This window comes from Aquamicrobium sp. NLF2-7 (assembly GCF_022359935.1).
Taxonomy (GTDB): domain Bacteria; phylum Pseudomonadota; class Alphaproteobacteria; order Rhizobiales; family Rhizobiaceae; genus Mesorhizobium; species Mesorhizobium lusatiense.
On the sequence record NZ_JAKSED010000001.1, the window covers coordinates 2040859 to 2065538 of the forward strand.

The 24680-nt window shown below is 64.0% G+C and carries 29 protein-coding genes and 1 other RNA gene; 11 read left to right on the top strand and 19 right to left on the bottom strand.

Annotated elements, in window-relative coordinates; all coding sequences use genetic code 11:
* Positions 1 to 123 precede the first annotated feature (123 nt).
* From ybgC to MIC97_RS10150, 6 genes are all read right to left on the bottom strand, one after another.
* Positions 124 to 594 (bottom strand): tol-pal system-associated acyl-CoA thioesterase, encoded by a 471-nt coding sequence (gene ybgC / locus MIC97_RS10125; RefSeq protein WP_183825300.1) that lies wholly within the window; start codon positions 592 to 594, stop codon positions 124 to 126.
* Positions 595 to 614: 20 nt separating this feature from the next.
* Positions 615 to 1112, bottom strand: a complete 498-nt coding sequence (locus MIC97_RS10130; RefSeq protein ID WP_239799906.1) for an NUDIX hydrolase — start codon at positions 1110 to 1112, stop codon at positions 615 to 617.
* On the bottom strand, positions 1109 to 2146 hold the full coding sequence (ruvB, locus tag MIC97_RS10135) for a Holliday junction branch migration DNA helicase RuvB (RefSeq protein WP_239799907.1): 1038 nt from the start codon (positions 2144 to 2146) through the stop codon (positions 1109 to 1111). The genes MIC97_RS10130 and ruvB overlap by 4 nt, the downstream gene beginning before the upstream one ends.
* Positions 2147 to 2189: 43 nt before the next feature.
* On the bottom strand, positions 2190 to 2810 hold the full coding sequence (ruvA, locus tag MIC97_RS10140) for a Holliday junction branch migration protein RuvA (RefSeq protein ID WP_239799908.1): 621 nt from the start codon (positions 2808 to 2810) through the stop codon (positions 2190 to 2192).
* A gap of 18 nt (positions 2811 to 2828) precedes the next feature.
* Positions 2829 to 3338, bottom strand: coding sequence for a crossover junction endodeoxyribonuclease RuvC (ruvC, locus tag MIC97_RS10145; RefSeq protein WP_239799909.1), 510 nt, complete (start codon positions 3336 to 3338; stop codon positions 2829 to 2831).
* A 70-nt stretch (positions 3339 to 3408) separates the two neighbouring features.
* Positions 3409 to 3930 (bottom strand): DUF1465 family protein, encoded by a 522-nt coding sequence (locus MIC97_RS10150; RefSeq protein ID WP_183825315.1) that lies wholly within the window; start codon positions 3928 to 3930, stop codon positions 3409 to 3411.
* Positions 3931 to 4420: 490 nt separating this feature from the next.
* Between MIC97_RS10150 and MIC97_RS10155 the strand changes: the two genes are divergently transcribed.
* The 3 genes from MIC97_RS10155 (at position 4421) to MIC97_RS10165 (ending at position 7039) form a co-directional block, all read left to right on the top strand.
* A complete protein-coding gene (locus MIC97_RS10155) occupies positions 4421 to 5068 on the top strand; it encodes a thiamine phosphate synthase (RefSeq protein WP_239799910.1) in 648 nt (215 codons plus the stop codon).
* 3 nt (positions 5069 to 5071) lie between these two features.
* Positions 5072 to 6094 (top strand): tetratricopeptide repeat protein, encoded by a 1023-nt coding sequence (locus MIC97_RS10160; protein ID WP_239799911.1) that lies wholly within the window; start codon positions 5072 to 5074, stop codon positions 6092 to 6094.
* A gap of 144 nt (positions 6095 to 6238) precedes the next feature.
* The gene (locus tag MIC97_RS10165) at positions 6239 to 7039 is read left to right on the top strand and encodes an inositol monophosphatase family protein (protein ID WP_239799912.1); all 801 of its coding nucleotides are present in this window, start codon (positions 6239 to 6241) and stop codon (positions 7037 to 7039) included.
* On the opposite strand, the gene MIC97_RS10170 is transcribed toward MIC97_RS10165, so the two are convergent.
* A complete protein-coding gene (locus MIC97_RS10170) occupies positions 7031 to 8017 on the bottom strand; it encodes an acyltransferase family protein (protein WP_239799913.1) in 987 nt (328 codons plus the stop codon). The genes MIC97_RS10165 and MIC97_RS10170 overlap by 9 nt on opposite strands.
* A gap of 300 nt (positions 8018 to 8317) precedes the next feature.
* On the opposite strand from MIC97_RS10170, the gene MIC97_RS10175 reads away from it, so the two are divergent.
* Positions 8318 to 9346, top strand: a complete 1029-nt coding sequence (locus MIC97_RS10175; RefSeq protein WP_239799914.1) for a MotA/TolQ/ExbB proton channel family protein — start codon at positions 8318 to 8320, stop codon at positions 9344 to 9346.
* A 1-nt stretch (position 9347) separates the two neighbouring features.
* Positions 9348 to 10379, top strand: coding sequence for a peptidoglycan -binding protein (locus MIC97_RS10180; RefSeq protein ID WP_239799915.1), 1032 nt, complete (start codon positions 9348 to 9350; stop codon positions 10377 to 10379).
* A gap of 12 nt (positions 10380 to 10391) precedes the next feature.
* Here the strand turns inward: MIC97_RS10180 and MIC97_RS10185 are convergent, their stop codons facing one another.
* The 4 genes from MIC97_RS10185 to MIC97_RS10200 all read right to left on the bottom strand — a co-directional run bounded on the left by MIC97_RS10185 (position 10392) and on the right by MIC97_RS10200 (position 12613).
* Complete coding sequence (locus MIC97_RS10185) at positions 10392 to 11198, bottom strand: nucleotidyltransferase domain-containing protein (protein ID WP_239799916.1); 807 nt, start codon at positions 11196 to 11198, stop codon at positions 10392 to 10394.
* Positions 11199 to 11275: 77 nt separating this feature from the next.
* Entirely contained in the window at positions 11276 to 11899 is a 624-nt protein-coding gene (locus tag MIC97_RS10190; protein WP_239799917.1) for an ATP-dependent Clp protease proteolytic subunit, read from the bottom strand.
* Between the two features lie 46 nt (positions 11900 to 11945).
* Positions 11946 to 12302 carry a hypothetical protein gene (locus tag MIC97_RS10195; RefSeq protein ID WP_239799918.1) on the bottom strand — a complete coding sequence of 119 codons (357 nt, stop codon included), beginning with the start codon at positions 12300 to 12302 and terminating at the stop codon, positions 11946 to 11948.
* A complete protein-coding gene (locus MIC97_RS10200) occupies positions 12299 to 12613 on the bottom strand; it encodes a metalloregulator ArsR/SmtB family transcription factor (protein ID WP_239799919.1) in 315 nt (104 codons plus the stop codon). The genes MIC97_RS10195 and MIC97_RS10200 overlap by 4 nt, the downstream gene beginning before the upstream one ends.
* A gap of 124 nt (positions 12614 to 12737) precedes the next feature.
* Between MIC97_RS10200 and MIC97_RS10205 the strand changes: the two genes are divergently transcribed.
* On the top strand, positions 12738 to 14234 hold the full coding sequence (locus tag MIC97_RS10205; protein ID WP_239799920.1) for a carboxypeptidase M32: 1497 nt from the start codon (positions 12738 to 12740) through the stop codon (positions 14232 to 14234).
* Positions 14234 to 15382 (top strand): amidohydrolase, encoded by a 1149-nt coding sequence (locus MIC97_RS10210; RefSeq protein WP_239799921.1) that lies wholly within the window; start codon positions 14234 to 14236, stop codon positions 15380 to 15382. Before MIC97_RS10205 ends, MIC97_RS10210 begins: the two co-directional genes overlap by 1 nt.
* A 9-nt stretch (positions 15383 to 15391) precedes the next feature.
* On the opposite strand, the gene MIC97_RS10215 is transcribed toward MIC97_RS10210, so the two are convergent.
* Positions 15392 to 17191, bottom strand: a complete 1800-nt coding sequence (locus MIC97_RS10215; RefSeq protein ID WP_239799922.1) for an ABC transporter transmembrane domain-containing protein — start codon at positions 17189 to 17191, stop codon at positions 15392 to 15394.
* A 192-nt stretch (positions 17192 to 17383) separates the two neighbouring features.
* Between MIC97_RS10215 and rpmE the strand changes: the two genes are divergently transcribed.
* The gene (rpmE, locus tag MIC97_RS10220; protein WP_183825350.1) at positions 17384 to 17605 is read left to right on the top strand and encodes a 50S ribosomal protein L31; all 222 of its coding nucleotides are present in this window, start codon (positions 17384 to 17386) and stop codon (positions 17603 to 17605) included.
* 81 nt (positions 17606 to 17686) lie between these two features.
* On the opposite strand, the gene MIC97_RS10225 is transcribed toward rpmE, so the two are convergent.
* Both MIC97_RS10225 and MIC97_RS10230 read right to left on the bottom strand, forming a co-directional pair.
* Positions 17687 to 17983, bottom strand: coding sequence for a SelT/SelW/SelH family protein (locus MIC97_RS10225; RefSeq protein ID WP_239799923.1), 297 nt, complete (start codon positions 17981 to 17983; stop codon positions 17687 to 17689).
* Entirely contained in the window at positions 17983 to 18729 is a 747-nt protein-coding gene (locus tag MIC97_RS10230; protein WP_239799924.1) for a YebC/PmpR family DNA-binding transcriptional regulator, read from the bottom strand. The genes MIC97_RS10225 and MIC97_RS10230 overlap by 1 nt, the downstream gene beginning before the upstream one ends.
* A 298-nt stretch (positions 18730 to 19027) precedes the next feature.
* Between MIC97_RS10230 and MIC97_RS10235 the strand changes: the two genes are divergently transcribed.
* A complete protein-coding gene (locus MIC97_RS10235) occupies positions 19028 to 19915 on the top strand; it encodes an MBL fold metallo-hydrolase (RefSeq protein ID WP_239799925.1) in 888 nt (295 codons plus the stop codon).
* A gap of 6 nt (positions 19916 to 19921) precedes the next feature.
* Here the strand turns inward: MIC97_RS10235 and MIC97_RS10240 are convergent, their stop codons facing one another.
* Complete coding sequence (locus MIC97_RS10240) at positions 19922 to 20245, bottom strand: metalloregulator ArsR/SmtB family transcription factor (protein ID WP_239799926.1); 324 nt, start codon at positions 20243 to 20245, stop codon at positions 19922 to 19924.
* A 52-nt stretch (positions 20246 to 20297) separates the two neighbouring features.
* Between MIC97_RS10240 and MIC97_RS10245 the strand changes: the two genes are divergently transcribed.
* The gene (locus tag MIC97_RS10245; protein ID WP_239799927.1) at positions 20298 to 20780 is read left to right on the top strand and encodes an SRPBCC domain-containing protein; all 483 of its coding nucleotides are present in this window, start codon (positions 20298 to 20300) and stop codon (positions 20778 to 20780) included.
* A gap of 22 nt (positions 20781 to 20802) precedes the next feature.
* Here the strand turns inward: MIC97_RS10245 and MIC97_RS10250 are convergent, their stop codons facing one another.
* From MIC97_RS10250 to ssrS, 4 genes are all read right to left on the bottom strand, one after another.
* Complete coding sequence (locus MIC97_RS10250) at positions 20803 to 21567, bottom strand: TerC family protein (protein ID WP_239799928.1); 765 nt, start codon at positions 21565 to 21567, stop codon at positions 20803 to 20805.
* 86 nt (positions 21568 to 21653) lie between these two features.
* Entirely contained in the window at positions 21654 to 22478 is an 825-nt protein-coding gene (locus MIC97_RS10255; protein ID WP_239799929.1) for a TIGR00282 family metallophosphoesterase, read from the bottom strand.
* Between the two features lie 112 nt (positions 22479 to 22590).
* On the bottom strand, positions 22591 to 23199 hold the full coding sequence (locus MIC97_RS10260; RefSeq protein WP_239799930.1) for a 5-formyltetrahydrofolate cyclo-ligase: 609 nt from the start codon (positions 23197 to 23199) through the stop codon (positions 22591 to 22593).
* Between the two features lie 109 nt (positions 23200 to 23308).
* Positions 23309 to 23465, bottom strand: a non-coding RNA gene (gene ssrS / locus MIC97_RS10265) — 6S RNA.
* A gap of 195 nt (positions 23466 to 23660) precedes the next feature.
* Between ssrS and MIC97_RS10270 the strand changes: the two genes are divergently transcribed.
* Positions 23661 to 24500, top strand: coding sequence for a MoxR family ATPase (locus tag MIC97_RS10270; protein WP_239799931.1), 840 nt, complete (start codon positions 23661 to 23663; stop codon positions 24498 to 24500).
* Positions 24501 to 24680 lie beyond the last annotated feature (180 nt).

The window sequence follows — 24680 nt, forward strand, 5'->3', positions numbered from 1 at the left end:
ATCTTGCCTGAAATGGCGGCCGGTTTTCGGAATGTTGTTCTCAGCCGCAAGATGCGCTGCGCAGATCAGCCGATATCTTCTGTGGTGCCGGCGGAACATTTGTGCCCACCGGCCGCGGAATTTTCAGGATTTCGGCATGAAGGCCGCGATCCAGTCCTTCGGAAACCGGCGCGGACGGCCGTTCTCGCCGATGATGGCGGCCTCCACCCGCGCCTCCACCAGCAGTTCCTCGCCCCGCCTGAGCTGCTGGGCCATGGTGATGCGCGCGCCCGACACGTCTACCGTGCGGGTCTCCACCGTCAGCATGTCGTCGATGCGGGCGGGCGCGCGGAAATCGATCTCCATGCGCCGCACGATCCAGACGATCTTTTCTCCGCCTTCACCAGCAGCAAGCGCCGTGTGATGAACGCCGACCAGTCGCAGGAAGTCCGAACGCCCACGCTCGAAAAACTCCAGATAGCGCGCATGATAGACGACGCCGGAGAAATCGGTATCGGCATAGTAGACGCGCGCCAGCAGCCGGTGGCCGAATTCCGTGAGTTCTCCGGAAAGGGCTGCTTCCTGTGCCGCAAGTGACGGTCTTTGGCTGGTCATTGCCCTACCTTTCTGTTGGTTCATCCGTACCACACCACATGCTGCGTCGCAGAAAGTGGCTCGCAGAGCCTCTCCTGCAGGAAAACAGGCAGCAGCGGCAGGCCTGCCAGAACAGTCCGGCTCAGTTCCACCCAGCGAAATTCCAGCATTGTCCCGCCATCCTCGACACGGTGCACGATCTCCGCGCAGGAGAAGGGAAACGCCTCCGGCAGATCCATGGCGTAATAAAAGGCAAGTTCATGACATTCCTTGCCTGACAGCCCGAAGAAATTCTCCACTGTCCACAACAGCGCGCCGATGGCCGGCTCGACCCCAAGCTCCTCATGCATTTCGCGCGCCAGTGCGGCCGCCGTCGTCTCGCCGATCTCCACCCGGCCGCCCGGCAGGACCCAGAAATCGTCCGCCTCGGCGCGGTGGACAAGCAGATGTCCGTCGCGGAGGGCAACGCCGGCAACCCTGAAGTTGAACCGCCGGGCGCCTTGGTCCAGCGTCACCATCCTGCGTGGGTCCGTGGTCATTCGTCCTCGAACAGGCCGATCTGCTGCTGGGCAATGTCGCGCGGCGCTTCCAGCCCCAGATGCCGCCAGGCATTGGCCGTCAGCACGCGCCCGCGCGGCGTGCGCTGGATGAAGCCCTGCTGGATCAGATAGGGCTCGATAATGTCTTCGATGGCGTCGCGCGGCTCCGAAAGGGCTGCCGCGATGGTTTCGATGCCGACCGGGCCGCCGCCGAAATTGCCGGCGATCATGGTGAGGTAGCGGCGGTCGAGCGCATCGAGACCGAGGCTGTCGACCTCCAGCCGCAGCAGGGCCTCGTCGGCAATCTTGCGGTTGACCGTTTCCGCGCCGGCCACGGTCGCGAAATCGCGCACCCGTCGCAGCAGCCGCCCGGCGATGCGCGGGGTGCCCCGCGCCCGGCGCGCGATCTCGACAGCGCCGTCGTCGCTCATCGGCAGGGTGAGCAGGCGCGCGCCACGCCGCACGATCAGCTCCAGCTCAGCGACCGTGTAGAAATTGAGCCGCACCGGAATGCCGAAACGGTCGCGCAGCGGATTGGTGAGCAGGCCGAGCCGCGTCGTCGCGGCCACCAGCGTGAACCGGGCGAGGTCGATCTTGACCGAGCGCGCCGCCGGTCCCTCGCCGATGATCAGGTCGAGCTGGAAATCCTCCATCGCCGGATAGAGGATTTCCTCCACCGCCGGGCTGAGGCGATGGATCTCATCGATGAACAGCACGTCACGATCTTCGAGATTGGTGAGCAGCGCCGCCAGATCGCCGGCCTTGGCGATCACAGGGCCGGAGGTAGAGCGGAAATTCACGCCCATCTCGCGCGCCATGATCTGGGCGAGCGTGGTCTTGCCCAATCCTGGCGGGCCGACGAACAGCACATGGTCAAGCGCGTCGCCACGCCCCCTCGCCGCCTCGATGAACACTTTCAGGTTGGCGCGCGCCGCCGCCTGCCCGACGAAATCGTCAAGCGTTTGCGGCCGCAGCGTCTGCTCGGCATCCTCGCCCCGCTTTTCGGAGGAGATCAGGCGATCATCGGAACTCATGGTGCCGTCCTGCCATGACGCGATATCGGGAACAAGTCAGCGATCACCGTGCCAGTTCCTTCAGGCCAAGACGGATGAGCTTTGCCGAATCGGCGTCTTCGCCGGCGGATTTCAGCGCGGCGGCCACCGCATTGGCGGCAATGTCACGCCCGTAGCCGAGATTGACCAGCGCCGAAACCGCGTCGGCAATCGGCGCAGGCGCCACGCCCTCGCCCAGTTCCTGCTTGAGCCCGATGGTGCCGGCGGCCTCGCCGGCAAAGGCAGGCGCCTTGTTCTTCAGTTCGGTGACGATGCGCTCGGCCACCTTCTTGCCGACGCCGGGGGCACGGCTGACCATGGCGATGTCGCGCAGCGCGATGGCGTTGGCCAGGTCCGAAGGGCTGAGCGTCGACAGGACCGACATCGCCACCTTGGCGCCGACGCCGGGCACATGCGTGGACAGCAGCCGGAACCAGTCGCGCTCCAGCGCCGAGCTGAACCCGAACAGGCGGATCATGTCCTCGCGCACCACCGTTTCGATGAACAGCACAACGGCCTCGCCCGGCCCGGACATAGAGGCCAGCGTCCGCGCCGAGCAGAAGGCGACATAGCCGACGCCATGCACATCGACGACGCAATGATCCTCGCCGATCTCGTCCAGCGTGCCCTTCAGCTTGCCGATCATGATCCCCGCCCGTCCCTGCTATGCAATCTGCTTCAGCCTGTATGCCACGCTTTGCCGGTGATGGGCATGGCAGATGGCGATGGCGAGCGCATCGGCCGCATCATGGGTGTCGAACACCGCCTTGGGCATCAGCACCTTGACCATCATGTGGATCTGCTTCTTGTCGCCATGGCCGACGCCGATCACCGCCTTCTTGACCGCATTGGGCGCATATTCGGCCACCGGCAGGCCGGCCAGCGCCGGGACCAGCATGGCAATGCCGCGCGCCTGTCCGAGCTTCAGCGTCGCCGTCGCGTCCTTGTTGACGAAGGTCTGCTCCACCGCCGCCTCATGCGGCATGGCCTCATGCAGCACCTTCGACAGTCCGTCATGAAGCTGGCACAGACGCGACGCGAGCGTCGCCTTGTCGTCCGAGCACACGGAACCGGAGGCGACGAAGCGCAGCGAATTGCCGAGGCTTTCGACAATGCCCCAGCCGGTGCGCCGCAGCCCCGGGTCGATGCCGATGATCCGAATCGTTTCCGCCATGATTGCCCACTCTATTCACCGGCGGCAGACTTGCCAGCGAAATGTGAACAAACCAGAAACGAAAAGCGCGTCAGCCGCGCGCGAAAGCCGTGTTGAGCAGCGATATCTGGTCGAACACCGGGCTGCCGCGCTCAAGACCCTGCGGCAGCGCATCGCCATAGACTTCCTCGTCCATGCGCCGCACCAGCGATTGCAGACGCAGCGAACGGCGCACCAGATCGACGAATTCGACCGGCAGCTCGCTCCAGCCTTCCGCATCCTCATGCGCCGAGACGGTGTCGAGACGCACCTTGGCCTTTTCGGCCGCCACCTGATCGCGCGTCATCTCGCCGGAATTGGCGGCGCGCTGAAGCAGCAGCCAGGAGGCGATCTGCATGAGGCGCGTCGTCAGCCGCATCGATTCGGCCGCATAGAGGGTCGCCGCCAGCCGGGTCAGCTTCTTCGCCTCGGTGCGCCCGCGCGAATCCAGATATTCGGCGGCCTGTTCAACCAGCCCCATGCCTTCATTGTACAGCGGCTGGAAGGATTGCGAGAAAATGCGGCGCTCGGCCAGCCTGATCGTGTTCCCGCTTTCCTGTGAAGATCGATTCATGATGCACCCTGGTCACCTGCAGAAGCGATTCGCCCCTGCAGCATGACTGCCACCCTATAAGGCTTCCGAGCCGGAAAATGCGCTTCAGAGCTTCGCAAGGCAAGCTTATACTTAATAAAGGGTTAATATGAACAGGCTGCGTGCCAAAATCGGCACACCGGCCATTCCCTGGCCTGAGAAGAAAAAAAGAGCCGCGGGTAAGGCGGCTCTCAGAAGTTAACAGGGAGGCGTCAAACAAAGTGGCTCCAACCACTCGGTAAGAATCCAGATCACTGGATGCACATAGTAAACAGCTGTAAAGCTTAATGCCCGGTTAACGGGGCCCGATTTCTGCTCGAAAAACCCTTCCGCAGCGGCATAGCAGGCTTGTATTTCAGCGTCTTCGCTATGCATTGCCTCAGGCAGCGACCTGTTCAAGACAGCTGCTTTGCTCTATGCCCCATTGCCACCAATTTCGCCCTGCATAGGGCAGATCGAAACCGGAAACGCCATGAACACCCAATCGCCTCCCGAACGCTGCCGTCTTGTCCTGATCGCCATGCCCGGCACCGATGCCGGACGGCTTCAGGCCGCACTTGAAGGCGGCGATGTGGCATCGGTGATCTTCGTGCAGGGAACGCTCGACGATTCCGCATTTCAGCGCGTCGCCGCAGACCTCGTGCCAGTCGCGCAGAATGCAGGTGCGGCCGCCGTCATCGCCGGCGACAGCCGCGTGGCCGACCGGGTCAGGGCGGATGGCGTCCATGTCGAAGCAGCCCCTGCGGAACTCGCCGACACGATCGAACGCCTGCAGGAGCGCATGATGGTCGGCACGGGCGGGGTCAAGACGCGCGATGCCGCGCTGGAGCTTGGCGAGGCTGGCCCCGATTACATGTTCTTCGGCCGTTTCGGCTATGACAATGACCCGGTGCCTCATCCGCGCAATCTGGGGCTTGGCGCATGGTGGGCGGAGATGGTGGAAATTCCCTGCATCGTGATGGGCGGTTCCGAAATCGCCTCGGTGACGGAAGTGGCCGCGACCGGCGCCGAATTCGTGGCGCTGTCCGCCGCCATCTTCGCCGAAGGCGCTGATCCGCGTGCGGCTGTCGCAGAAATCAACGCATTGCTCGACGCCAACGCGCCGCGCTTCGGGGAATGAACCATGGCAAGGCGGGTGGCACTGGCTGTGATGATCTTTTGCGCAGGCCACGTCGCCGCGCATGCGGCCGAGACGCCGGCCGACGCCGCTTCCACCCGTGAAACCACCAGCAAGGTGGATGAAACAGCCAAAGGCGACCGCCAACTGCCGCAACCTGCCGACGACAAGGCCGTCTTGCCCGCTCTCGATCCGGCTCGCTTCGGCAAGCTGACCGATGATGCCTATGGCGCCTATCAGCGGGGCCTCTACCAGACCGCCTACAACCTCGCCCTACCCCGGGCGCAGAATGGCGACCCGGCCGCCCAGACGCTGGTGGCGGAACTGCTGGCACGCGGAATGGGCGTTCCCCTCAACGCCAAGGAAGCCGCGAAATGGTATGCGGCCGCGGCCGAGCGCGGCATCCCGGAGGCGCAGTTCCAGTATGCGCTGATGCTGCTCGACGGCGATTTCGTTCCGAAGGATGAAAAGCAGGCCCATGCGCTGATGCAGGCGGCAGCCGAGGCCGGCAATGCGCTTGCCCAGTTCAATTTCGCCCAGCTTCTGGTCAAGGAAAATCCGGGCGATCTCTCCCGCGCGGTGACCTATTACGAGCGTGCCGCGGAAGCCGGCCTTGCCGATGCCCAATATGCGCTGGCGCAGGCCTATGCCAACGGTGTGGGCGGCAAGGCGCATGACGATGCGAAAGCGCGCAGCTTCCTCGAAAAGGCCGCGCGTCAGAATTTCGACACCGCCCAGCTCGATCTCGCGCAATGGATGATCGAGGGTCGCGGCGGCGAGCGCGACTACAAGGAAGGTTTTGGCTGGATGCAGGTGGCTGCGCGCGGCGGCAATGTCGCCGCCCAGAACCGGCTGGCCAAGCTCTATGTCGCCGCCCTCGGCACCGATCCCGACCCGATCCTCGCCGCTGGCTGGTACATCGTTGCACGCCGCGCCGGGCTCATCGACCGCGAGATGGAAGACTATCTCGAAGGCCTGACCGACGAGCAGATGAAGGAAGCGGTGCAGAAGGCCAACCGCCTGCCCTGATGCCCGCCATTCGGCCCTGATGCGGGCGACGCACCCGCTGCGACGGCCTTTCTCTTGCTTCGGAACGCGATTTGTGGTCTTGGAAACGCCAACCGCACGCCCCTTTGCCGGCGCCCATTCCACAGATCCGGAGACCTCACAGACATGGCCCGCTCCGCCATATTAAACGTCATGGTTCAGGCTGCCATGAAGGCCGGCCGCTCGCTTTCGCGCGATTTCGGCGAGGTGCAGAACCTGCAGGTCTCGCTCAAGGGACCGGGTGACTATGTCAGCCAGGCCGACCGCAAGGCCGAAGACATCATCTACACCGAGCTTTCCAGGGCCCGCCCCGGCTACGGCTTCCTGATGGAAGAACGCGGCGCGGTGGCCGGTGACGACGACCAGCACCGCTGGATCGTCGATCCGCTCGATGGCACCACCAACTTCCTCCACGGCATCCCAATCTTCTCCATCTCGATCGCGCTGGAGCGTCAGGGCCAGCTGGTCGCCGCCGTCATCTACAACCCGGCCATGGATGAGCTCTACACCGCCGAGCGCGGCGGCGGGGCCTTCATGAACGACCGCCGGCTGCGCGTCGCCGCCCGCACGAAGCTCTCGGATGCCGTGGTCGGCTGCGGCATTCCGCATCTCGGCCGCGGCCATCACGGCAACTTCCTTGTCGAGCTGCGAAACGTCATGAACGAAGTGGCGGGCGTGCGCCGTATGGGCTCTGCCGCCCTCGACCTTGCCTATGTGGCGGCGGGACGCATGGACGGCTATTGGGAAACCGGCCTTTCGGCATGGGACATCGCCGCCGGCCTTCTGCTGGTGCGCGAGGCGGGCGGCTTCGCCTCCGAACCGGATGGCGGTCAGGACATGCTCGACAGCGGCAATGTCGTCGCCGGTAACGAGACCATCCACCGCGCGCTAGTCAAAACGCTTTCAAGGCCCGTCTCGTCACGCTGACACCATCCGGCTCCATGCGGCCTGCGGCGGACTGAACAGCCGCCGCATCGGCCCGTCTGCCGGCGCGGTCACCAGCGCCACCAGCACCGACAGCGTTGCCAGCACCGGCAGGAGCAGAACCTGCGGGATGAATGCCGGCGCGCCGGAAGCCACGAACGCCATCACCACCAGCCCGTGGAGCAGATAGATGGCCAGCGAGCGCTCGCCAAGCCAGCCGAGCATCGCTGCCCGCGCCGGCACGAGAGCCGCGAAACCCACAGCCGCCGCACCGCCCAGCGCCATCAGGCCAAGACGCGCGATCGCCGGATAATCGGCATCGGCAGCACCGCTCGCATAGGCGCGGCTGCCGGTGAGCGCACCGGCATTGAGACCCAGCTTCCACCAGAAAAGCACGGCTCCCACGCAGCCGACAAACATCAGCGCGAAGGCAGCCGGATGCCGCCGCGCGGCAGCGACGAGCTGCGCGCCATAAAGATGGCCGAGCACGAAGAAGGGCAGGAAATAGAGCGTGCGGGAGAGGCTCAGCGTATAGCCGATGCCATCGTCATATCCGGCCGCCACCGCCACCACCACGGCTGCCAGCAGCCCCGCAGGGGAGGCGAACAGCGGCAGCACAAGACGCCAGATGACCATGCTGGCGATGAACCACAGCAGCCAGTAAGGCGTGAGCAGCGAATATTCATACCAGCCTGTCAGCCGGCTGGCGCCGATATAGACAAGCTGGAAGACGGCCAGCGGCAGGATCAGTGTCCACACGATCTTGCGATAGTCGCGCCCTTCAAGCCTGTCACGGGCGAACATGCCGGACAGAAAAACGAAAAGCGACATATGAAAACTGTAGATGCCGATATAGACCGCCTGCAGCAATTCAGAGCCTGAGGAAGGCCCCTCGATCATATGTCCGAAGACGACAAGAAGTATTCCGGCACCCCTGAGGGCATCGATATGGCTATTGCGGAATGTGTTTACTGGATTCATGAGTGGCGGCGCGCATCCGTGTCTTTTCTCTCGAAAGCCCCTCCCGCCATCACCGATTCGACTGCTTCAGCATAATTTGGAGATGGGCGAGAGTGTGGCACGGCCGCATAATCCTCTCATCTCGACGGCGCGGCTTCCAATTTCGCCGTAAATCCGATTAGATCGCCGCGCGTCCATCCGGACGCACAAAGGACGATCTAAATTATTGATGGAGCATCGGAATAACCGAAAACCGGATTCCACTTTTCGGTCCGATGCTCTAGAGTTGCCGCCAGCGCGCAGAAACGAAATGGAAGACGGATGGCCCTGCTCAGATCGTTCGGCATAGGCGGCGGCTCGGATGTGCTGAGCTATGATCCCCACAAGCTTTCCAGCCCGCAGGTGTTCCTGCTCACCATGGTCATCTTTCTGGGGCTGGTCGGCTTCATCGCCATCGTTCTGTCCCGCCAGATCCACTCGGCCTTTTCCACCAATCCCGGCCTGAACGGCCTGATCCTCGGCGTGCTCATCGTCGGCATATTGCTCGCTTTCGCGCAGGTCGGCCGCCTGTTTCGCGAGGTTCGGTGGGTGAACTCCTTCCGCGCCGGCGTGGAAGCCACCGACCCCGTCCTGCTGGCGCCGATGAAGGCGATGCTTGGCCGCTCGTCGGCGATCGCCGTTTCCACCAGCTCCATGCGCACCATGCTGGATTCGATCGCCACCCGGCTCGACGAAACCCGCGACACCTCGCGCTACCTCGTCGGCCTTCTGGTGTTTCTCGGCCTGCTCGGCACCTTCTGGGGCCTTCTGGAAACCATCGGTTCGATCAGCGACACGATCCAGTCGCTCGATCCCGGCACCGGCGACTCGGCCTCGGTTCTGGAAGCGCTGAAGCAGGGGCTGTCCGCGCCGCTGTCCGGCATGGGCACGGCCTTTTCCTCCTCGCTGTTCGGTCTCTCCGGCTCGCTGGTTCTGGGCTTCCTCGACCTTCAGGCCGGCCGCGCGCAGAACCGTTTCTACACCGAGCTGGAAAACTGGCTGTCCTCGGTCACGGACCTCTCCTCCGACCTCGCCGGCCCCGAAAACGGACGCAGCGCCGGCACCACCGACGAGCTTCGCGCCCTGTCGGAGCGGCTGCGCTCTTTGCAGGAAAGCAACGGCTCCAACCCGCGCACGGCAGCCGCCATGGCCAATCTGGCCGACGGCATTGCCGGGCTGGTCAAGAACATGCGCTCCGAACAGCAGATCATGCGCGACTGGGTGGAAGCCCAGTCCGACGAGCAGCGCGCCATGCGCGAAACGCTGGAGAAGATCGCCTCCGCCCTCGATACCCAGAAGGGAGGGAAGTGAGGTGGCTCTGGGGCGCGGACGCCGCAGCTATCGCCATATCGACTACTGGCCGGGCTTCGTCGATGCGCTGTCGACGCTGCTGCTCGCCATCATGTTCCTGCTTTCGGTGTTCGTGCTGGCGCAGTTCCTGCTCAGCCGCGAGATTTCCGGCAAGGACGAGGCCCTCAACCGCCTCAACGCGCAGATCAACGAGCTGACCCAGTTGCTCGCTCTGGAAAAGGGCAACACGCAGGACGCGCAGGATGCGCTGGCCAACCTGCAGGCTTCGCTGTCCGCGTCGGAAGCCGAAAAGAGCCGGCTTGAGCAATTACTGGCCGCCGGTACAGGGGCCGGAAGTGCCGCCACCGCCCGCGCTGACAAGCTGGAGGGCGAGCTCGACAGCGAGCGCCAGATCAGCCAGCGCGCGCTGTCGCAGGTGGAGCTGCTCAACCAGCAGATTTCAGCCCTGCGCCGCCAGATCGCCGCCCTTGAACAGGCGCTCGACGCATCGGAAGCGCGCGACCGCGAATCCAACACCAAGATCGCCGATCTCGGCCGGCGGCTGAACGTGGCGCTCGCCCAGCGCGTGCAGGAGCTGAACCGCTACCGTTCCGATTTCTTCGGCCGCCTGCGCGAGATCCTCGCCGACCGCGAGAATATCCGCATCGTCGGCGACCGCTTCGTGTTCCAGTCGGAAGTGCTGTTCCCGCTCGGTTCGGACCAGATCAACGAGGCAGGTCAGGGCGAGATGAAGAAGCTCGCCGATGCCATCATCGAGTTGCAGAAGGAGATCCCGCCCGAGATCAACTGGGTGCTGCGCGTCGACGGCCACACCGACGACCGGCCGCTCTCCGGCACCGGCCGCTTCCGCGACAACTGGGAGCTTTCCGCCTCGCGCGCCATCTCCGTGGTCAAGTTCCTGATCGCGAACGGCGTGCCCGCCAACCGGCTGGTCGCCGCGGGCTTCGGCGAGTACCAGCCGCTCGACGAAGGTGCCACGCAGGAAGCGCGCGACCGCAACCGTCGCATAGAACTGAAGCTGACCGAGCGATGAGATCGACGCCGGTCAGTCAGCGCTGCCGGGCGGTCTGATCGCCAGCGTTGCGGCAAGACGCTCCCATGTCGCGGCCTCGAACTCTGCCGGCCATTCCTCGCCCCACAATCGTGCGAGCCTGCGGGCGCGTGGCAGATAGGCTTCTGCATAAAGAAGATGCGCGTCTATCAGCGCCTGCCTTTCGGGCGCCGGCAGCGGCAACGAGATCAGCACTTGCTTCTGTTCCCCGGTGATCAGCCGGTTGAGATGCAGAATCCCGCCCCTGTGTGGCGCGCCGGTCTCCCCGATCATCAGGTCGACGAGCAGGTTGCGCAGCAGGAACACGCCCAGCACGCCGTTGAGATATTCCTCCCGCCCGAGCGCAAGCGGCAGCAGGCCGAGAATGCGGATGAACTCCTCGAACTGGTAGCGTGCGCGTTTCGGATCAGGGCCTGTTGGTGGCAACGATTCGGGCAATGTCGCGAATATCCCGTCATGATCGAACAGAACTTTGAGGCTGTCCTTTGCATGGCCGGCCATCTGGTCCGGTTTCAGGATCACCACATCGGTTCGCAGCCAGTCCCGCGTGATCGCGTTGACCAGCGATGGCCTGACCTGTCGGTCCCACCAAAGGACGATCTTTCCAGTACGGCTCACCGCCTTCTTCCACAAGGCGGCGACATCGTCCGAAGGGCCGTCCGACGCCACCATGACGAAATCGATATCGCTGTAGGCGTCTTCGAGGCCGGCGCCATAGCTGCCGCCAAGGAACAAGGCCCTTATCGACGGCTCGCTCCGCAGCTCCCGGACGATCGCATCGATTGCAGCGGCGGGTTCCATGTCAGCGATTGTATGCCGGAAAGAGCGGTGAGGAAACTGTCCCTCTCGTTGGCTGCTCTGCCGGATATCAACCCGGATCAGCCACCATCTCCCTGATCCGCGCGCTCATCGCGTGCATGCAGGACATGGTCGATCAGGCCCCATTCCAGTCCTTCCTCCGCCGTCATGAAATGATCGCGGTCGAGCGCTTGCTCCACTTCCGCGTAGCTGCGCCCGCAATGGTCGGCGTAAAGCTGCGTCATGCGCCGCTTGGTCCGCTGGATTTCCTCGGCATGGATGAAGATGTCGGAGGCCTGCCCCTGAAAGCCACCGGACGGCTGGTGGACGAGCAGGCTGGCATTGGGCAGCGCCGCGCGATGGCCGGGCGCCCCCGCCATCAGCAGGAACGAACCCATGGAGCGGGCCGTGCCCATGCACAGCGTGTGCACTGGGGCGCGGATGTAGCGCATGGTGTCGTACATGGCGAGGCCACTGGTCACCACGCCGCCCGGCGAATTGATGTAGAGATGGATCGGCTTCTTCGGGTTCTCCGATTCCAGGAACAGCATCTGCGCGCAAACCAGAGCCGAAACCGTATCGTTGACCTCGCCATTAAGGAAGATGATCCGTTCCCGCAGCAGGCGCGAGAAGATGTCGAACGACCGCTCTCCGCGGCTCGACTGCTCTATGACCATAGGGACGAGCTGCATCGTTTCGCGCATCGGCGAACTCCATTTTTTCAGTGATTGGGAGACGATCTGGAAAACGTCAGGCGGCGCGCATGACGGGCATTCCGTTGCTGTTGGCCGCCTGCGTCCGACTGGCCGGCTGCGCTTCGGCAAGCCGGTGGATGACGCGCAGGCTGGTGCCGCCATCCGCATTGGCGGCGATGCGGAACGTCACCGTGCTTTCAAGGAAGGGCGGCGCGGAGTCGCGCATGCGGTAGCGCACTTCCGCGCCGGGTGTGACGGTTTCTGCCTGCGGATCGGCCAGATCCGTGCCCGGCAGCCATTGCTCGCGGAACTGCGACAGGCTGATCGCCCGCCAGACCTTTTGCGGCGGTGCATCCAGCTCGTAAGTCTGGTCGATGCCGGCATCCTGCTCGTCGATCGGTGCGTCGCTCATTGATCCATATCCTTCAACAGGTCGCGCAGGCCATCGATGCGCGCCGGCCAGTAATTGCGGTATTTCGCCATCCAGCGCGCCATAGCCATCAACCCTTCGGGATCGACCTCATAGTTGACGAAGCGCCCCTGCCGCTCCTCGCGCACCAGCCGGGCGCCACGCAGCACGCCGAGATGTTGCGACATCGCCGGCTGGCTGATCGCCATGCCTTCGCGCAGCGCGCTGGCGTTCATGCTGCCGCCCGCCAGCTTCTCGAAGATGGCGCGGCGGGTAGGATCGGCCAGCGCGCGGAATATCTCGTTCTCGTTCATGCCATCACATAAGCATACACTTATCTGATTCGCAAGCGCCCATAACGGCCCGCATGTCGTCCCCTCTTGCCAGCCGCGCCGCATTCCTGTCCCCTGCCCTTCGTTACAGAATCAGGACTGCAGAATGTCGTTTCAGAAGCTCGATGATCTTTGCCGCCGGCTCGAAGCGCTCGAACATGCGCTGGCCATACTGGGCGCCGACGAGGCCACGCACATGGCCGTGGGCGGCGGCGAAAAGCGCGCCGAGGCCATGGCTACCCTTTCAGGCCTGTATCACCGACAGGCGACCGCACCCGAAATCGGCGACTGGATCGCCGCTGCCGAAACCGAGGCGCTGAACGAGGACCAGACGGCGGCGCTACGCGAATTCAGGCGCCACCACACCAACCTCACCTGCCTGCCGGCCGAATTCGTCGAGCGCCAGACAGCGGCGCGCCTGCGCTGCGAGCAATTGTGGCGCGACCTGCGTGCAAAAGGCGACTGGGCGAGCTTCCAGCCGGCACTTGAGGGAGTCGTCGCGCTGGCGCGCGAGGAAGCCGCCATGCGCGCCGAGGTGCTGGGCCTTTCCCCCTATGATGCGCTGATGGAGCAATATGATCCCGGCAACCGCGCCGCCGACATCACCCCGGTCTTCACCGACCTCAAGGCGTTCCTGAAGGATTTCGTGCCACAGGCACTCGATGTGCAGGCCGGACGGCTTGCAAAGCGTCCTCTCAAGCCGCTTTCCGGCACCTATGCGATCGAGAAGCAGCGGGCGCTCGGCCTCGCCATGATGGAGGCGGTCGGCTTCGACCTGACGCGCGGCAGCCTGTCGGTCTCGCACCACCCGTTCTGCGGCGGCGTGCCGAGCGACGTGCGCATCACCACGCGCTACCGCACCACCGAGTTCCTGTCGGCGCTGATGGGCATATTGCACGAGACCGGCCATGCGCTCTACGAGCAGAACCTGCCGCGCGACTGGTCGCACTGGCCGCTCGGCAAGGCGCGCGGCATGGCCATCCATGAAAGCCAGAGCCTGTTCGTGGAAAAGCAGATCGGCCGCAACCCCGCCTTCTGGCGCTGGGCGCTGCCGGTGGTGGACAGCCATCTCGGCGAAAGCTGGTCGCTGGACGACATCCTGCCTCACGTCCATCAGGTCGGGCGCGGGCTGATCCGCGTCGATGCCGACGAGGTGACATATCCGCTGCATGTCATCCTGCGCTACGAGCTGGAGCAGGAGCTGATTTCCGGCAAACTCGACGTCGCCGACATTCCGCAGGCATGGGATGCGCGCATGCGCGATTATCTTGGTCTTTCCACCATCGACAATCCGGGCGACGGACCGATGCAGGACGTTCACTGGCCGGGCGGCGCCTTCGGCTATTTCCCCTCCTACACGCTGGGCGCGATGATGGCGGCGCAGCAATGGGCAGCCCTTGTGCGCGAACACCCGGACACGGATGAGGCCATCGCCAAAGGTGATTTCTCGGCTGTCAACGAATGGCGCCGCACCCGCATCTGGGCGCAGGGGTCGCGCTGGTCGACGCCGGACCTGATGCAGCGCGCCACCGGCGAAAAGCTCGACGCGCGCCACTTCATCGCCCATCTGCAAAAGCGCTATGGCGGCCAGGGAGAGCCTTAATGGACCTTACCAATCAGGACATCGAAGACCTCGTGGGCTTCCGCCGCGAGCTGCACCGCTTCCCCGAAATCTCCAACGAGGAGAAGGAGACGGCTGAGCGCGTGGTCGCCTTTCTGGCCGACACGGGCGCCGACGAGATGCTGACCGGACTGGGCGGCCATGGCGTCGCCCTCGTCTATGACAGCGGAAAACCCGGCCTCACACTTCTCTTCCGCGCCGAACTGGATGCCCTGCCCATCGCCGAGATTTCGGACATTCCGCATCGCTCGACCATCGAGGGCAAGGGCCATATGTGCGGCCATGACGGCCATATGGCGATCCTCGCAGCCCTTGGCCGCCTCTTCGGACGGCAACGGCCGGCAAGCGGCCGCGTGGTGCTGATGTTCCAGCCCGCCGAGGAAACCGGCGACGGCGCGGCCGGCGTGGTGGCCGATCCGCGCTATGCGCTGATCCGGCCCGATTTCGCCTTCTCGCTGCACAATCTGCCCGGCACTGCGCTGGGGCACGTCCGCCTGCGCGAGGGCGTCGTCAACTGCGCCTCGCGCGGCCTGCGCATCACGCTGGAAGGCAGGACCGCCCATTCCTCCATGCCGGAAAGCGGCGTTTCGCCGATGCTTGCTGTAAGCCGGCTGATGCCACGGCTGGCAGCACTCGGCGGCGGCTCCTTCGACAGCGATGACTTCTCGATGGCCACCGTCACCCATCTGCGCATGGGCGAGCCCGTCTTCGGCGTCGCCCCCGGCCATGCTGAGATCCGCGTGACCCTGCGCACGAGGCAGGATGCACGCATGGGGGGCCTGTGCGCTGCGGCCGAAGCGATGGTGCGCGAGGAGGCAAAGGCAGAAGGGCTGCAATGCAGCTTCGACTATCACGAGATCTTCGTCGCCAGCCTGAACGAGCCTGAAGCGGCAGCACTTCTGGCGGCCGCGCTCGACGCCGAAAACGTGCCCCATGACGAGGCTGAGCTGCCGATGCGCGCATCCGAGGATTTCGGCATTTTCGGCCACACATCGAAATCGGCGATGCTCTATCTCGGCTCCGGCGTCGACCGCCCGAACCTGCACAATCCCGATTACGATTTTCCCGACGAGCTGATCGCCATCGGCGCGCGGATTTTCATGCGCACCGCGCGCGCACTTCTGGGATAAGCGGCCGCGCTACTCCGCCGCCCCTTCCAGAATACCCGCACCGGCATCGAACTGGAGACTGGCAAGCTCGGCATAGAGGCCGCCTTTGGCAACAAGGCTGCGGTGCGTGCCTTCCTCCACGATCCGGCCCTCATCCATGACGAGGATGCGGTCGGCTTCCAGCACGGTGGCCAGACGGTGGGCGATGACCAGCGTGGTGCGCGCGCGCATCAGCATCGACAGCGCCTCCTGCACCAGCGTCTCGCTGGCGGCGTCGAGCGCCGAGGTCGCCTCGTCGAGCAGCAGGATCGGCGCATCGCGCAGGATGGCGCGGGCAATGGCGATGCGCTGGCGCTGGCCGCCGGACAGCGTCACGCCGCGTTCGCCCACCTGCGTATCATAGCCGCGCTCCAGCCTGAGGATGAATTCCTCCGCCTGCGCCGCCCGTGCCGCAGCCTCGATCTCGGCGTCGGTGGCATCGGGCCGCCCGAAGGCGATGTTGTCGCGCACGCTGGCGGCGAAGATCGTCACCTCCTGCGGCACGATGGCCATGCGCGCGCGCAGCGCCTGCGGGTCCGCTTCGCGCACATCGATCCCGTCGACCGCGATCGCGCCGCCGGCGACATCATAAAAACGCTGGATCAGCGAGAACACCGTGCTCTTGCCGGCACCCGAAGGGCCGACGATCGCCACCGTCTCGCCCGGACGCACGGCGAAGCTGAGATCGTGCAGCGCAGAGCGATTGGGGCTGGCCGGATAGGCGAAGGAAACATGTTCGAAGGCGATTTCACCGCGTGCTGGAACCGGCAACGACTTTGGATGGGCCGGGGCCTTGATGCCCGGCTCCTCCTCCAGAAGCTCGGTCAGCCGCTCGGCAGCGCCCGCGGCTTGAGAAAGCTCGCCCCAGACCTCCGACAGCGCGCCCAGCGCGCCGGCGGCGAACACCGAATAGAGCAGGAATTGGCCGAGCGTGCCGGGTGTCATCGCACCGGTCAGCACATCGCGCGAGCCGAACCACAGCACCGCCACCACGGACGCGAAGATGATGAAGATCGCCACGAAGGTGAGCATGGCGCGCGCCAGTATGGAGGCGCGGGCGGCGTTGAAGGCGGCCTCCACCGCCGCGCGGAAGCGGGACGTGACCAGCCCTTCATTGGTGAAGGATTGCAGCGTGCGCACCGCGCCGATCTGCTCGCCGGCATAGGCATTGGCGGCAGCCAGCATGTCCTGCGCGGCGCGCGAGCGCCCGCGCACGGAGCGGCCGAAGGCAACCAGCGGCACGATCACCAGCGGAATGGCGGCGATGACGAGACCGGACAGCTTGGGGCTCGTCACCACCATCATGGCAAGCGCCCCGAACCCCAGAATGATGTTGCGCAGCGCCACCGACGCCGTGGCACCGACGGCCGACTTGATCTGCGTGGTGTCGGCGGCCAGCCGCGAGACGATCTCGCCGGACTGCACCCGGTCGAAGAAGGAGGGCGACAGCGTCGTCAGATGCGAAAACACGTCGCGGCGCAGGTCCGAAACCACTCGCTCGCCCAGCGTGATGACGAAATAATAGCGCCCGGCGGAGGCAAGCGCGAGCATTGCAGCCATGGCCAGAAGCATGGTGAAATAGTTGGACACCAAAGTGGTGTCGGCGTGGGAAAAGCCGTGGTCGATCATGCGCCGCACCGCCAGCGGCAGCGCCAGCGTCGTCACAGCGGCCAGAATCAGGGAGACCATGGCGCCCAGAACGAGGCCGCGATAGCTGCCGATGTAAGGGAAGACCCGCCTCAGCGGCCTGAGAGAACGCCTGCGCTGTTCCGCGTTTTCCGGTTGCGCCATGTCTGCGGTGGTCCTCCCTGCCCTTCGGCCACCGCCATTATGCTACGGCACGACCTTGTGATTCAATTTCGGTTGATGTATAGGCACGCCGACCGTTTTAGAGGCCGCGGCTTTTGAATAGCTGCGGCTTCGAGTTTTAAAAAGGGGCGCATCGCCGCAGGGCCGCCGTCCCCCCAAGCCAGGACGAGAGCGATGAAGGCAGATATCCATCCCGACTACCACTCCATCAAGGTCGTGATGACCGATGGCACCGAGTACATGACCCGTTCGACCTGGGGCAAGGAAGGTGACACGATGAACCTCGACATCGACCCGACCACGCACCCGGCCTGGACCGGCGGCCAGCAGACCCTGCTCGACCGCGGTGGCCGTCTGTCGAAGTTCAAGAACAAGTTCGCCAATCTCGGCATCTGAGCCGGTTCGCCGGACAGGAACGAAAAAACCCGCCTTCGAGGCGGGTTTTTTATTGGCCGGTCGGCGGGACAAGCTTTTGGGTCAGTCCTGCGGCTTGCGGTCGGAATGACCGAGGCTGCGTTCGGGGTCGATGACGTCGCGCACGAGCTGCTTGAGCCGCGCGGCATCGGGAAAGCCGCCGTCGCGCTTGCGCTCCCATATCAGGGTGTCGCCGCAGGTGATCGAAAAGACGCCGCCGGTGCCGGGCACCAGCGCCACTTCGCCGAGATCGGGCCCGAAGGTGGACAGCAGCTCCTGCGCCATCCACCCCGCACGCAGCAGCCACTGGCACTGCATGCAGTAGGTTATGACGATGCGGGGGCCGCGATCCGCCTGCATCAGGCGCTGAGCCTGGCCATGGTCTCGTCGTCGACCTCGAAATTGGCGTAGACGTTCTGGACGTCGTCGTCATCTTCAAGGACACCAACCAGCTTCATCAGCGAGCGGGCACGGTCCTCATCGACCGGAATGGTGTTCTGGGGCTTCCAGATCGCCTTGACGGAGCTGGCTTCACCAAGGGCGCTTTCGAGCGTTTTGGAAACCTCGCCCATATCCCCGAACGCACAATAGATGGTGTGGGTTTCCTCGTCGGACTCCACATCCTCGGCGCCAGCCTCGATGGCTGCCTCCATCACCGCATCGGCGGAACCGGCGGAGGCCGGATAGACGATTTCGCCCACGCGATCCCACATGAACGAAACCGATCCGGTTTCACCCAGAGCGCCGCCAGCCTTGGTGAAGGCCGCGCGCACGTTGGACGCAGCGCGATTGCGGTTGTCGGTCAGCGCCTCCACGATCACGGCAACGCCACCGGGGCCATAGCCCTCGTAGCGGACCTCCTCGTAATTGTCGCCATCGCCGCCGGACGCCTTGTTGATGGCGCGCTGGATATTGTCCTTCGGCATGGATTCAGCCTTGGCGTTCTGAATCGCGAGACGCAGGCGCGGGTTCATCGCCGGGTCGGGCATGCCCTGCTTGGCGGCGACGGTGATTTCGCGCGCCAGCTTGGAAAACAGCTTCGAGCGCATCGCGTCCTGACGGCCCTTGCGATGCATGATGTTCTTGAACTGTGAATGGCCGGCCATGGGACTCCTTGATGCTCGGGTATCCGGATCGCGGCGGGCCTGTGTACCCGGGGATCGGACCTGATTGTGTGATAAAGCATCGGGTGGTCCGCAAGCCTGATTCCGCCTGGGGAACCGATGCTCGGAATGGCCGGCTTATAAAGAAATCAACGCAATCCGTCCAGACGAACCGCCTTGCCCGGTCGCGAAAACGTGACTGGCGGTCATGGCGCGGGCAATCGTAGTTTGTGTCGCCCTGCATGGAGAGGCCAATCCGGAAAGGGGGCCCGTCTGGTGAGGGTCCAACCCGGAGGGAGCAATGTCGGTTCCGCGCTTGCTGCTCATCTGCCTCAGCCTCTTCTGGCTCATGGCTGCCCCCGTCACGGCGCAGGAGCAGGCCGCGCCCTCGCGCTGCCTCGCCATCGCGCAGACATTGCCGCATGTCACCTTTGCCAGTTTCACGCCTTCCAGTTCCACACCGGCCAGTCCCACGCAGGCCAGTCCCACACAGGCCAGTCCCGCACCGGCCAGTTTCATCCCGGCGCAGGCCGGGGCGCAGGACGAGGTTCGCATCATCTATGCCGGCCACTCGACCTATGTCGTCGAGACGCCCGGCGGCGTGCGCATCGCCACCGACTACAACGGCGCCTATGGCTCCGATCCGCTGCCGGACGTGGTCACCATGAACAAGGCGCACCGCACCCACTACACCGAAACGCCCGATCCAGGCATCGCCCATGTGCTGCGCGGCTGGAATCCGGCGGGCGGACCGGCAAGCCATGCGCTCGGCATCGGCGATGTCTATGTCCGCAACGTGCCCACCGACATCCGCACATGGGGCGGCGATCTGGAGCGCGACGCCAATTCCATCTTCATCTTCGAGGTGGCGGGCCTGTGTATCGGCCATCTCGGCCATCTGCACATCCGGCTGACCGACGCCCACTATGCGGCGATCGGCCGGCTCGACGTGGTGATGGTCCCCATAGACGGCGGCATGACGCTCTCCCTCGACGGCATGAGCGAGATCGCCGGGCGGCTGAGTTCGTCCATCGTCCTGCCCATGCACCGGCACTCCACGCCGATCGGCGCCTTCACCGGCCGCATGGGAGCGGGCTTCGCCGTCGAATTCCGCGACAGCCCCTCGCTCACCGTGTCGATGCGCACCCTGCCGCGCCAGCGCAGCATCATCGTGCTGAAAGGCGTCTGAAACCGATCAGCCGTCGAGATCGCTCTTGAGGCGGTCGAGAATGCTCATGGCGTGGCCGGCATATTCGCTGATCCAGCGGTCGTGGATGCGCCTGATCGGCAGCGCATCTAGATGGTTCCAGCGCTCGCGCCCCTCGCGCCGCGCGACCACCAGCCCGGCCTCTTCCAACACCTTGAGATGCTGCATGACGGTGCAGCGGTCCATGTCGTCGAACGTGTCGCACAACGCGCCGGTGGTCTTCGGCCCCGTCTTGAGCGCATCCAGCATGGAACGCCGGCGCGGATGCGCCAAAGCCTTGAAAACACGGTCGTCTTCCACTTCGTTTGACATGTTATGTTTTTATAACATATTATGCCTGTCTGCAAGGGAAGGAGGTGTGGATATGGCTATCGGATTTCGCGTTTCGGGGCGCATCGGCAAGCCGGTCGCCGAAGTGTTCGACGCCGTGGTCAATCCGGACAAGCTGTCCGGCTATTTCACCACGCTGGGCGGGGCGAGCGCCCCGCTGGTGGCCGGCACCACGGTGACCTGGTGGAAGACGGTTCCGGTCGAGGTCGACGAGGTGGTGCCGGACAAGCGCATCGTGCTGCGCTGGGATGCCGAGGTGCAAGACGGCAAGCCGGCCTACAAGACCCGCATCGAGATGGGCTTCGAGCCACTGGAGGACGGCGGCACTTTCGTCACCATCGCCGAATCCGGCTGGCGCGAGGACGAACGCGGGCGCAAGGCCTCCTACGGCAATTGCGAGGGCTGGTCGCAGATGCTGTCCTGCATGAAGGCCTATGTCGAATACGGCATCAATCTGCGCGAGGGTTTTTACCCCAGCGAAATGCGCGGCGAGCTGCCGACCCCGGACGGCAGCTGACGTTTCGGGTGGCGGCGCGGCCTCAGTGCCCGCCGCCGCTCCTGACCTTTGACTTTCGCCGCCTTGCCAGCATGTTGAGCCCCTCGACCAGCGCCGAGAAGCCCATCGCGGTGTAAATGTAGCCCTTGGGCACATGGAAGCCCATGCCATCCGCGATCAGCGTCATGCCGATCATCAGAAGGAAGCCCAGCGCCAGCATGACGATGGTGGGGTTCTTTTCGATGAAGGCGGAGAGCGGGTTCACCGCCAGCAACATCACGACCACCGCTGTGATGACCGCGATGTACATGATCGCGATCTCATCAGTCATGCCCACGGCGGTGATGATGGAGTCGATCGAAAACACCAGATCGAGCAGCAAAATCTGGAAAATCGCCGCACCCAGCGAAAGCTGTACCGTGCGGCCGATCATTTCGCTCTTGTCCGTTTCGGGATCGACGGTGTGGTGAATTTCCCGCGTTGCCTTCCAGACAAGGAACAACCCGCCCGTGATCAGGATGATGTCGCGCCAGGAATAAGGTTCATCGAACAGGGTAAACAGCGGGGTGGTGAGCTTGACGATGTAGGAAATCGTCGCCAGCAAAACCAGACGCATCACCAGAGCAGCTCCTATGCCCAGCACACGGGCCTTTGCGCGTTGTTCCGGCGGGAGCTTGTTGGTCAGGATGGAGATGAAAATGAGGTTGTCGATGCCGAGAACGATCTCAAGGACGACAAGGGTAAGAAGCGCTACCCACGCGGTTGGATTGCTCAACCAGTCGAAATGGTCGGCGATGAGGTCTAACATTGTAGACTAAGGTCTCCAGATAAGGTGGAGACGAAAATTAGGGTACAAAGGTACGGCCTTCAATGCCGGACCATCTTTTTCTTCTTTCAGGCCCAGAAGGAAGGAACCGTTTCTTCCAGACGCGGGCCACGCCGGAATGGCGCAACGCGCTCGGCGAGCCCCGTGCGATCCGAAATATCGACACCGACGCCACACAGCGTCGCCGGCCCGTTCGCGGCCTCGAAGCGCCCTTTCGGCACCTTTGAGAGAAAGCGGTTGAGCGGCTCTTCCTTGTCCATCCCCAGCGAGGAATCATAGTCGCCGCACATACCTGCGTCCGAGATATAGGCGGTGCCGCCATTGAGGATCTGGTGATCGGCGGTCGGCTGGTGGGTGTGGGTGCCGACGACAAGCGAGGCGCGCCCGTCGACGAAATGGGCAAAGCACATTTTTTCGCTGGTCGCTTCGGCGTGGAAATCGATGACCACCGCATCGGCCTGCTCGCCGAGCGGACAGGCGGCCAGTTCCTGCTCGCCGGCCTGGAACGGATCGTCGAGCTCGGGATGCATGAACACCCGCCCCATGATGTTGGCGACCATGACGCGCGCGCCGTTGCGGGCGACGTAGAGCCCCGCGCCCTTGCCGGGCGTGCCTTTGGGAAAATTGGCGGGACGCAGGAACCGGTCCTCGCGCGGCGCGAAATTCAGCGCGTCGCGCTGGTCCCAGACATGGTTTCCGGTGGTCACCACATCGGCGCCCGCCTCGATGGTGGCATGAAAGATCTGCTCGGTAATGCCGAAGCCGCCGGCCGCGTTCTCGCCATTGACGATGACGAAATCGAGCCGGTAATCCGAAATCAGGCCGGGAAGCTGCTCCCAGACCGCCGTGCGGCCTGCTTTTCCAACCATGTCGCCAAGAAAAAGAAGTCTCATGGGAAGGCTACTTAGAGCATTTTGCAGGCAAGTGGAATCACCTGACGTCGCACAAATGCAGCTAAAACAAACTCATGGAGCGGTGGCCGGGGGTTGTTCGCAGACCAAACGCTCAGGCCGGCGCGAGATCGGGATTGTCGGCCTTGCGGAAATGCCTCAGCCCAAGCTCCGTCAGGATTTCGTCAAGCGCGACGTCGTGGTTTTCCTCCGGCACACGCTCCACCTTCTGGCATTCAAAGGCCGTACCGATGAGGCGCGGCTTCAGGCCTCTTTCATGCATACGCGCGATGGCACGGTCATAGTAACCGGCACCATAGCCCAGCCGATGCCCGCGCTGATCGAAGGCGGCAAGAGGCATGAGCATGACAGAAGGATCGAGAACGGCGGCATCAGGCCCCGGCCCCACGGTGCCGAAACCGCTGTCGATCAGTTCCGCGCGCCGGTCCAGCTCGCGGAAGACGATGGTTTGCTTGTCGAGGACCACAGGCACGCAGATCCGCGCCCCCTTTTCGCGCAGGGCCGACATCAGGGGCCGCAGGTCGATTTCAGAGCGGATCGGCAAAAATCCGGCAACGACCGTACCCGGCTCGATGTCAATCCCCGGCGCGCCAAGCTCGGCAATGCGCAGGGACATCTCGATACGCCATGTCTGGTCCAGCGCATCGCGGCGCGCCAGTGCTTCACGGCGAACGGAATTCTTCTGCTCCTTCAGAGAAATCATGCTCGGTCTGTTCCGGAAAAACGAAGCGGGTCTTCATCAGTTGCGAAGACCGGTGGCGGGGACACACAGTTCGTAACACGGACACGGCACAGCCCGAAAAGGGCACGGGTGACGATCCACACGACCGGTGAAGAAGTCGATCCCGGGAACCTACAAAGTAGGTGGGCGCCATATGTCCGGACCCACGGGTCCGGTCAGGGACAGCTCCCTTCGAGATCGATAAGGCCCCGGGGATATGTCTCTCCTGCCGGGAAGCGCAGACCGTCGACCCCAATATAGGCCGAACCGCGCCGCCGCGCCAGCACCGGCATGCGCCTGATCACCGAAACCGGCAAAGTTTCCGCCGGGAACTTCCCCAAAGCACCTTCCCTTGGCAGGCGAATGCGGATTGGCTACACAACTGCACGACCCGGACGGGGGCACCACGTCGATCCGGCACGACCACAACGGGAAGGAAGAGCATGCGCTTCGAAGGAACTTCGGCCTATATCGCCGACAAGGATCTGATGGTGGCGGTCAACGCGGCTATTGCTCTGGAGCGTCCTCTTCTGGTGAAAGGGGAACCCGGCACCGGCAAGACGGAACTCGCCCGGCAGGTTGCCGAAGCGCTTGGCCTCGACCTGATCGAATGGAACGTGAAGTCGACCACCAGGGCCCAGCAGGGACTTTACGAATATGACGCCGTCTCCCGCCTGCGCGACAGCCAGCTCGGCGACGACCGCTTCAACGATATCGCCAACTACATCCGCCGCGGCAAGCTGTGGGAGGCCTTCGCCTCGGACAGGAAGGTCGTGCTGCTCATCGACGAGATCGACAAGGCCGACATCGAGTTTCCCAACGACCTGTTGCAGGAACTCGATCGCATGGAGTTCTTCGTCTACGAGACCGGCGAGACGATCCGCGCCGTGCAGCGCCCGATCGTTATCATCACCTCCAACAACGAGAAGGAACTGCCGGACGCCTTCCTGCGCCGCTGCTTCTTTCACTATATCCGCTTCCCCGATGTCGACACGCTGTCACGCATCGTCGAGGTGCATTATCCCGGCATCAAGAAAAGGCTGGTCGAGGCCGCCCTTACGCAATTCTTCGATATCCGCGAAACGCCCGGACTGAAGAAGAAGCCTTCGACTTCGGAAGCGCTCGACTGGATCCGCCTGCTGGTCTCCGACGACGTTTCGCCCGAAGACCTGCGCGGCGACGCCAAGACGGCCCTGCCGCGCCTCCACGGCGCGCTCCTGAAGAACGAGCAGGACGTGCATCTGTTCGAGCGCCTTGCCTTCATGGCCCGGCGCAGCAACTGATCCGCCAGAGCGTTTCCAGGAAACGCGACAAACCAAAGGCTTGGAGCCGTTCCGCGATTCCGTGAAACAAGGAAGGACTCTAAAGCGTGTCGCGATCTTTCAGATTCGCTCCTTGCGCTTTAAGTTGCTGTTTTTACGCATGTCGTTATCCCGAAATCGGTTCCCGCTTTCGGGCGACAT

What these genes read in the sequence shown, in the direction of transcription:
- MIC97_RS10165 (WP_239799912.1), top strand. Translation starts at nt 6,239, where the DNA reads ATGGCCCGCTCCGCCATATTAAACGTCATGGTTCAGGCTGCCATGAAG.
- MIC97_RS10260 (WP_239799930.1), bottom strand. Translation starts at nt 23,199, where the DNA reads ATGATTTCTCTGAAGGAGCAGAAGAATTCCGTTCGCCGTGAAGCACTG.
- MIC97_RS10255 (WP_239799929.1), bottom strand. Translation starts at nt 22,478, where the DNA reads ATGAGACTTCTTTTTCTTGGCGACATGGTTGGAAAAGCAGGCCGCACG.
- MIC97_RS10170 (WP_239799913.1), bottom strand. Translation starts at nt 8,017, where the DNA reads ATGAATCCAGTAAACACATTCCGCAATAGCCATATCGATGCCCTCAGG.
- MIC97_RS10205 (WP_239799920.1), top strand. Translation starts at nt 12,738, where the DNA reads ATGTCGTTTCAGAAGCTCGATGATCTTTGCCGCCGGCTCGAAGCGCTC.
- ybgC (WP_183825300.1), bottom strand. Translation starts at nt 594, where the DNA reads ATGACCAGCCAAAGACCGTCACTTGCGGCACAGGAAGCAGCCCTTTCC.
- MIC97_RS10235 (WP_239799925.1), top strand. Translation starts at nt 19,028, where the DNA reads ATGTCGGTTCCGCGCTTGCTGCTCATCTGCCTCAGCCTCTTCTGGCTC.
- ruvB (WP_239799907.1), bottom strand. Translation starts at nt 2,146, where the DNA reads ATGAGTTCCGATGATCGCCTGATCTCCTCCGAAAAGCGGGGCGAGGAT.
- MIC97_RS10200 (WP_239799919.1), bottom strand. Translation starts at nt 12,613, where the DNA reads ATGAACGAGAACGAGATATTCCGCGCGCTGGCCGATCCTACCCGCCGC.
- MIC97_RS10215 (WP_239799922.1), bottom strand. Translation starts at nt 17,191, where the DNA reads ATGGCGCAACCGGAAAACGCGGAACAGCGCAGGCGTTCTCTCAGGCCG.
- MIC97_RS10150 (WP_183825315.1), bottom strand. Translation starts at nt 3,930, where the DNA reads ATGAATCGATCTTCACAGGAAAGCGGGAACACGATCAGGCTGGCCGAG.
- MIC97_RS10270 (WP_239799931.1), top strand. Translation starts at nt 23,661, where the DNA reads ATGCGCTTCGAAGGAACTTCGGCCTATATCGCCGACAAGGATCTGATG.
- MIC97_RS10160 (WP_239799911.1), top strand. Translation starts at nt 5,072, where the DNA reads ATGGCAAGGCGGGTGGCACTGGCTGTGATGATCTTTTGCGCAGGCCAC.
- MIC97_RS10230 (WP_239799924.1), bottom strand. Translation starts at nt 18,729, where the DNA reads ATGGCCGGCCATTCACAGTTCAAGAACATCATGCATCGCAAGGGCCGT.
- MIC97_RS10225 (WP_239799923.1), bottom strand. Translation starts at nt 17,983, where the DNA reads ATGCAGGCGGATCGCGGCCCCCGCATCGTCATAACCTACTGCATGCAG.
- MIC97_RS10195 (WP_239799918.1), bottom strand. Translation starts at nt 12,302, where the DNA reads ATGAGCGACGCACCGATCGACGAGCAGGATGCCGGCATCGACCAGACT.
- MIC97_RS10155 (WP_239799910.1), top strand. Translation starts at nt 4,421, where the DNA reads ATGAACACCCAATCGCCTCCCGAACGCTGCCGTCTTGTCCTGATCGCC.
- MIC97_RS10185 (WP_239799916.1), bottom strand. Translation starts at nt 11,198, where the DNA reads ATGGAACCCGCCGCTGCAATCGATGCGATCGTCCGGGAGCTGCGGAGC.
- MIC97_RS10210 (WP_239799921.1), top strand. Translation starts at nt 14,234, where the DNA reads ATGGACCTTACCAATCAGGACATCGAAGACCTCGTGGGCTTCCGCCGC.
- MIC97_RS10240 (WP_239799926.1), bottom strand. Translation starts at nt 20,245, where the DNA reads ATGTCAAACGAAGTGGAAGACGACCGTGTTTTCAAGGCTTTGGCGCAT.
- ruvC (WP_239799909.1), bottom strand. Translation starts at nt 3,338, where the DNA reads ATGGCGGAAACGATTCGGATCATCGGCATCGACCCGGGGCTGCGGCGC.
- MIC97_RS10250 (WP_239799928.1), bottom strand. Translation starts at nt 21,567, where the DNA reads ATGTTAGACCTCATCGCCGACCATTTCGACTGGTTGAGCAATCCAACC.
- ruvA (WP_239799908.1), bottom strand. Translation starts at nt 2,810, where the DNA reads ATGATCGGCAAGCTGAAGGGCACGCTGGACGAGATCGGCGAGGATCAT.
- MIC97_RS10175 (WP_239799914.1), top strand. Translation starts at nt 8,318, where the DNA reads ATGGCCCTGCTCAGATCGTTCGGCATAGGCGGCGGCTCGGATGTGCTG.
- rpmE (WP_183825350.1), top strand. Translation starts at nt 17,384, where the DNA reads ATGAAGGCAGATATCCATCCCGACTACCACTCCATCAAGGTCGTGATG.
- MIC97_RS10245 (WP_239799927.1), top strand. Translation starts at nt 20,298, where the DNA reads ATGGCTATCGGATTTCGCGTTTCGGGGCGCATCGGCAAGCCGGTCGCC.
- MIC97_RS10130 (WP_239799906.1), bottom strand. Translation starts at nt 1,112, where the DNA reads ATGACCACGGACCCACGCAGGATGGTGACGCTGGACCAAGGCGCCCGG.
- MIC97_RS10190 (WP_239799917.1), bottom strand. Translation starts at nt 11,899, where the DNA reads ATGCGCGAAACGATGCAGCTCGTCCCTATGGTCATAGAGCAGTCGAGC.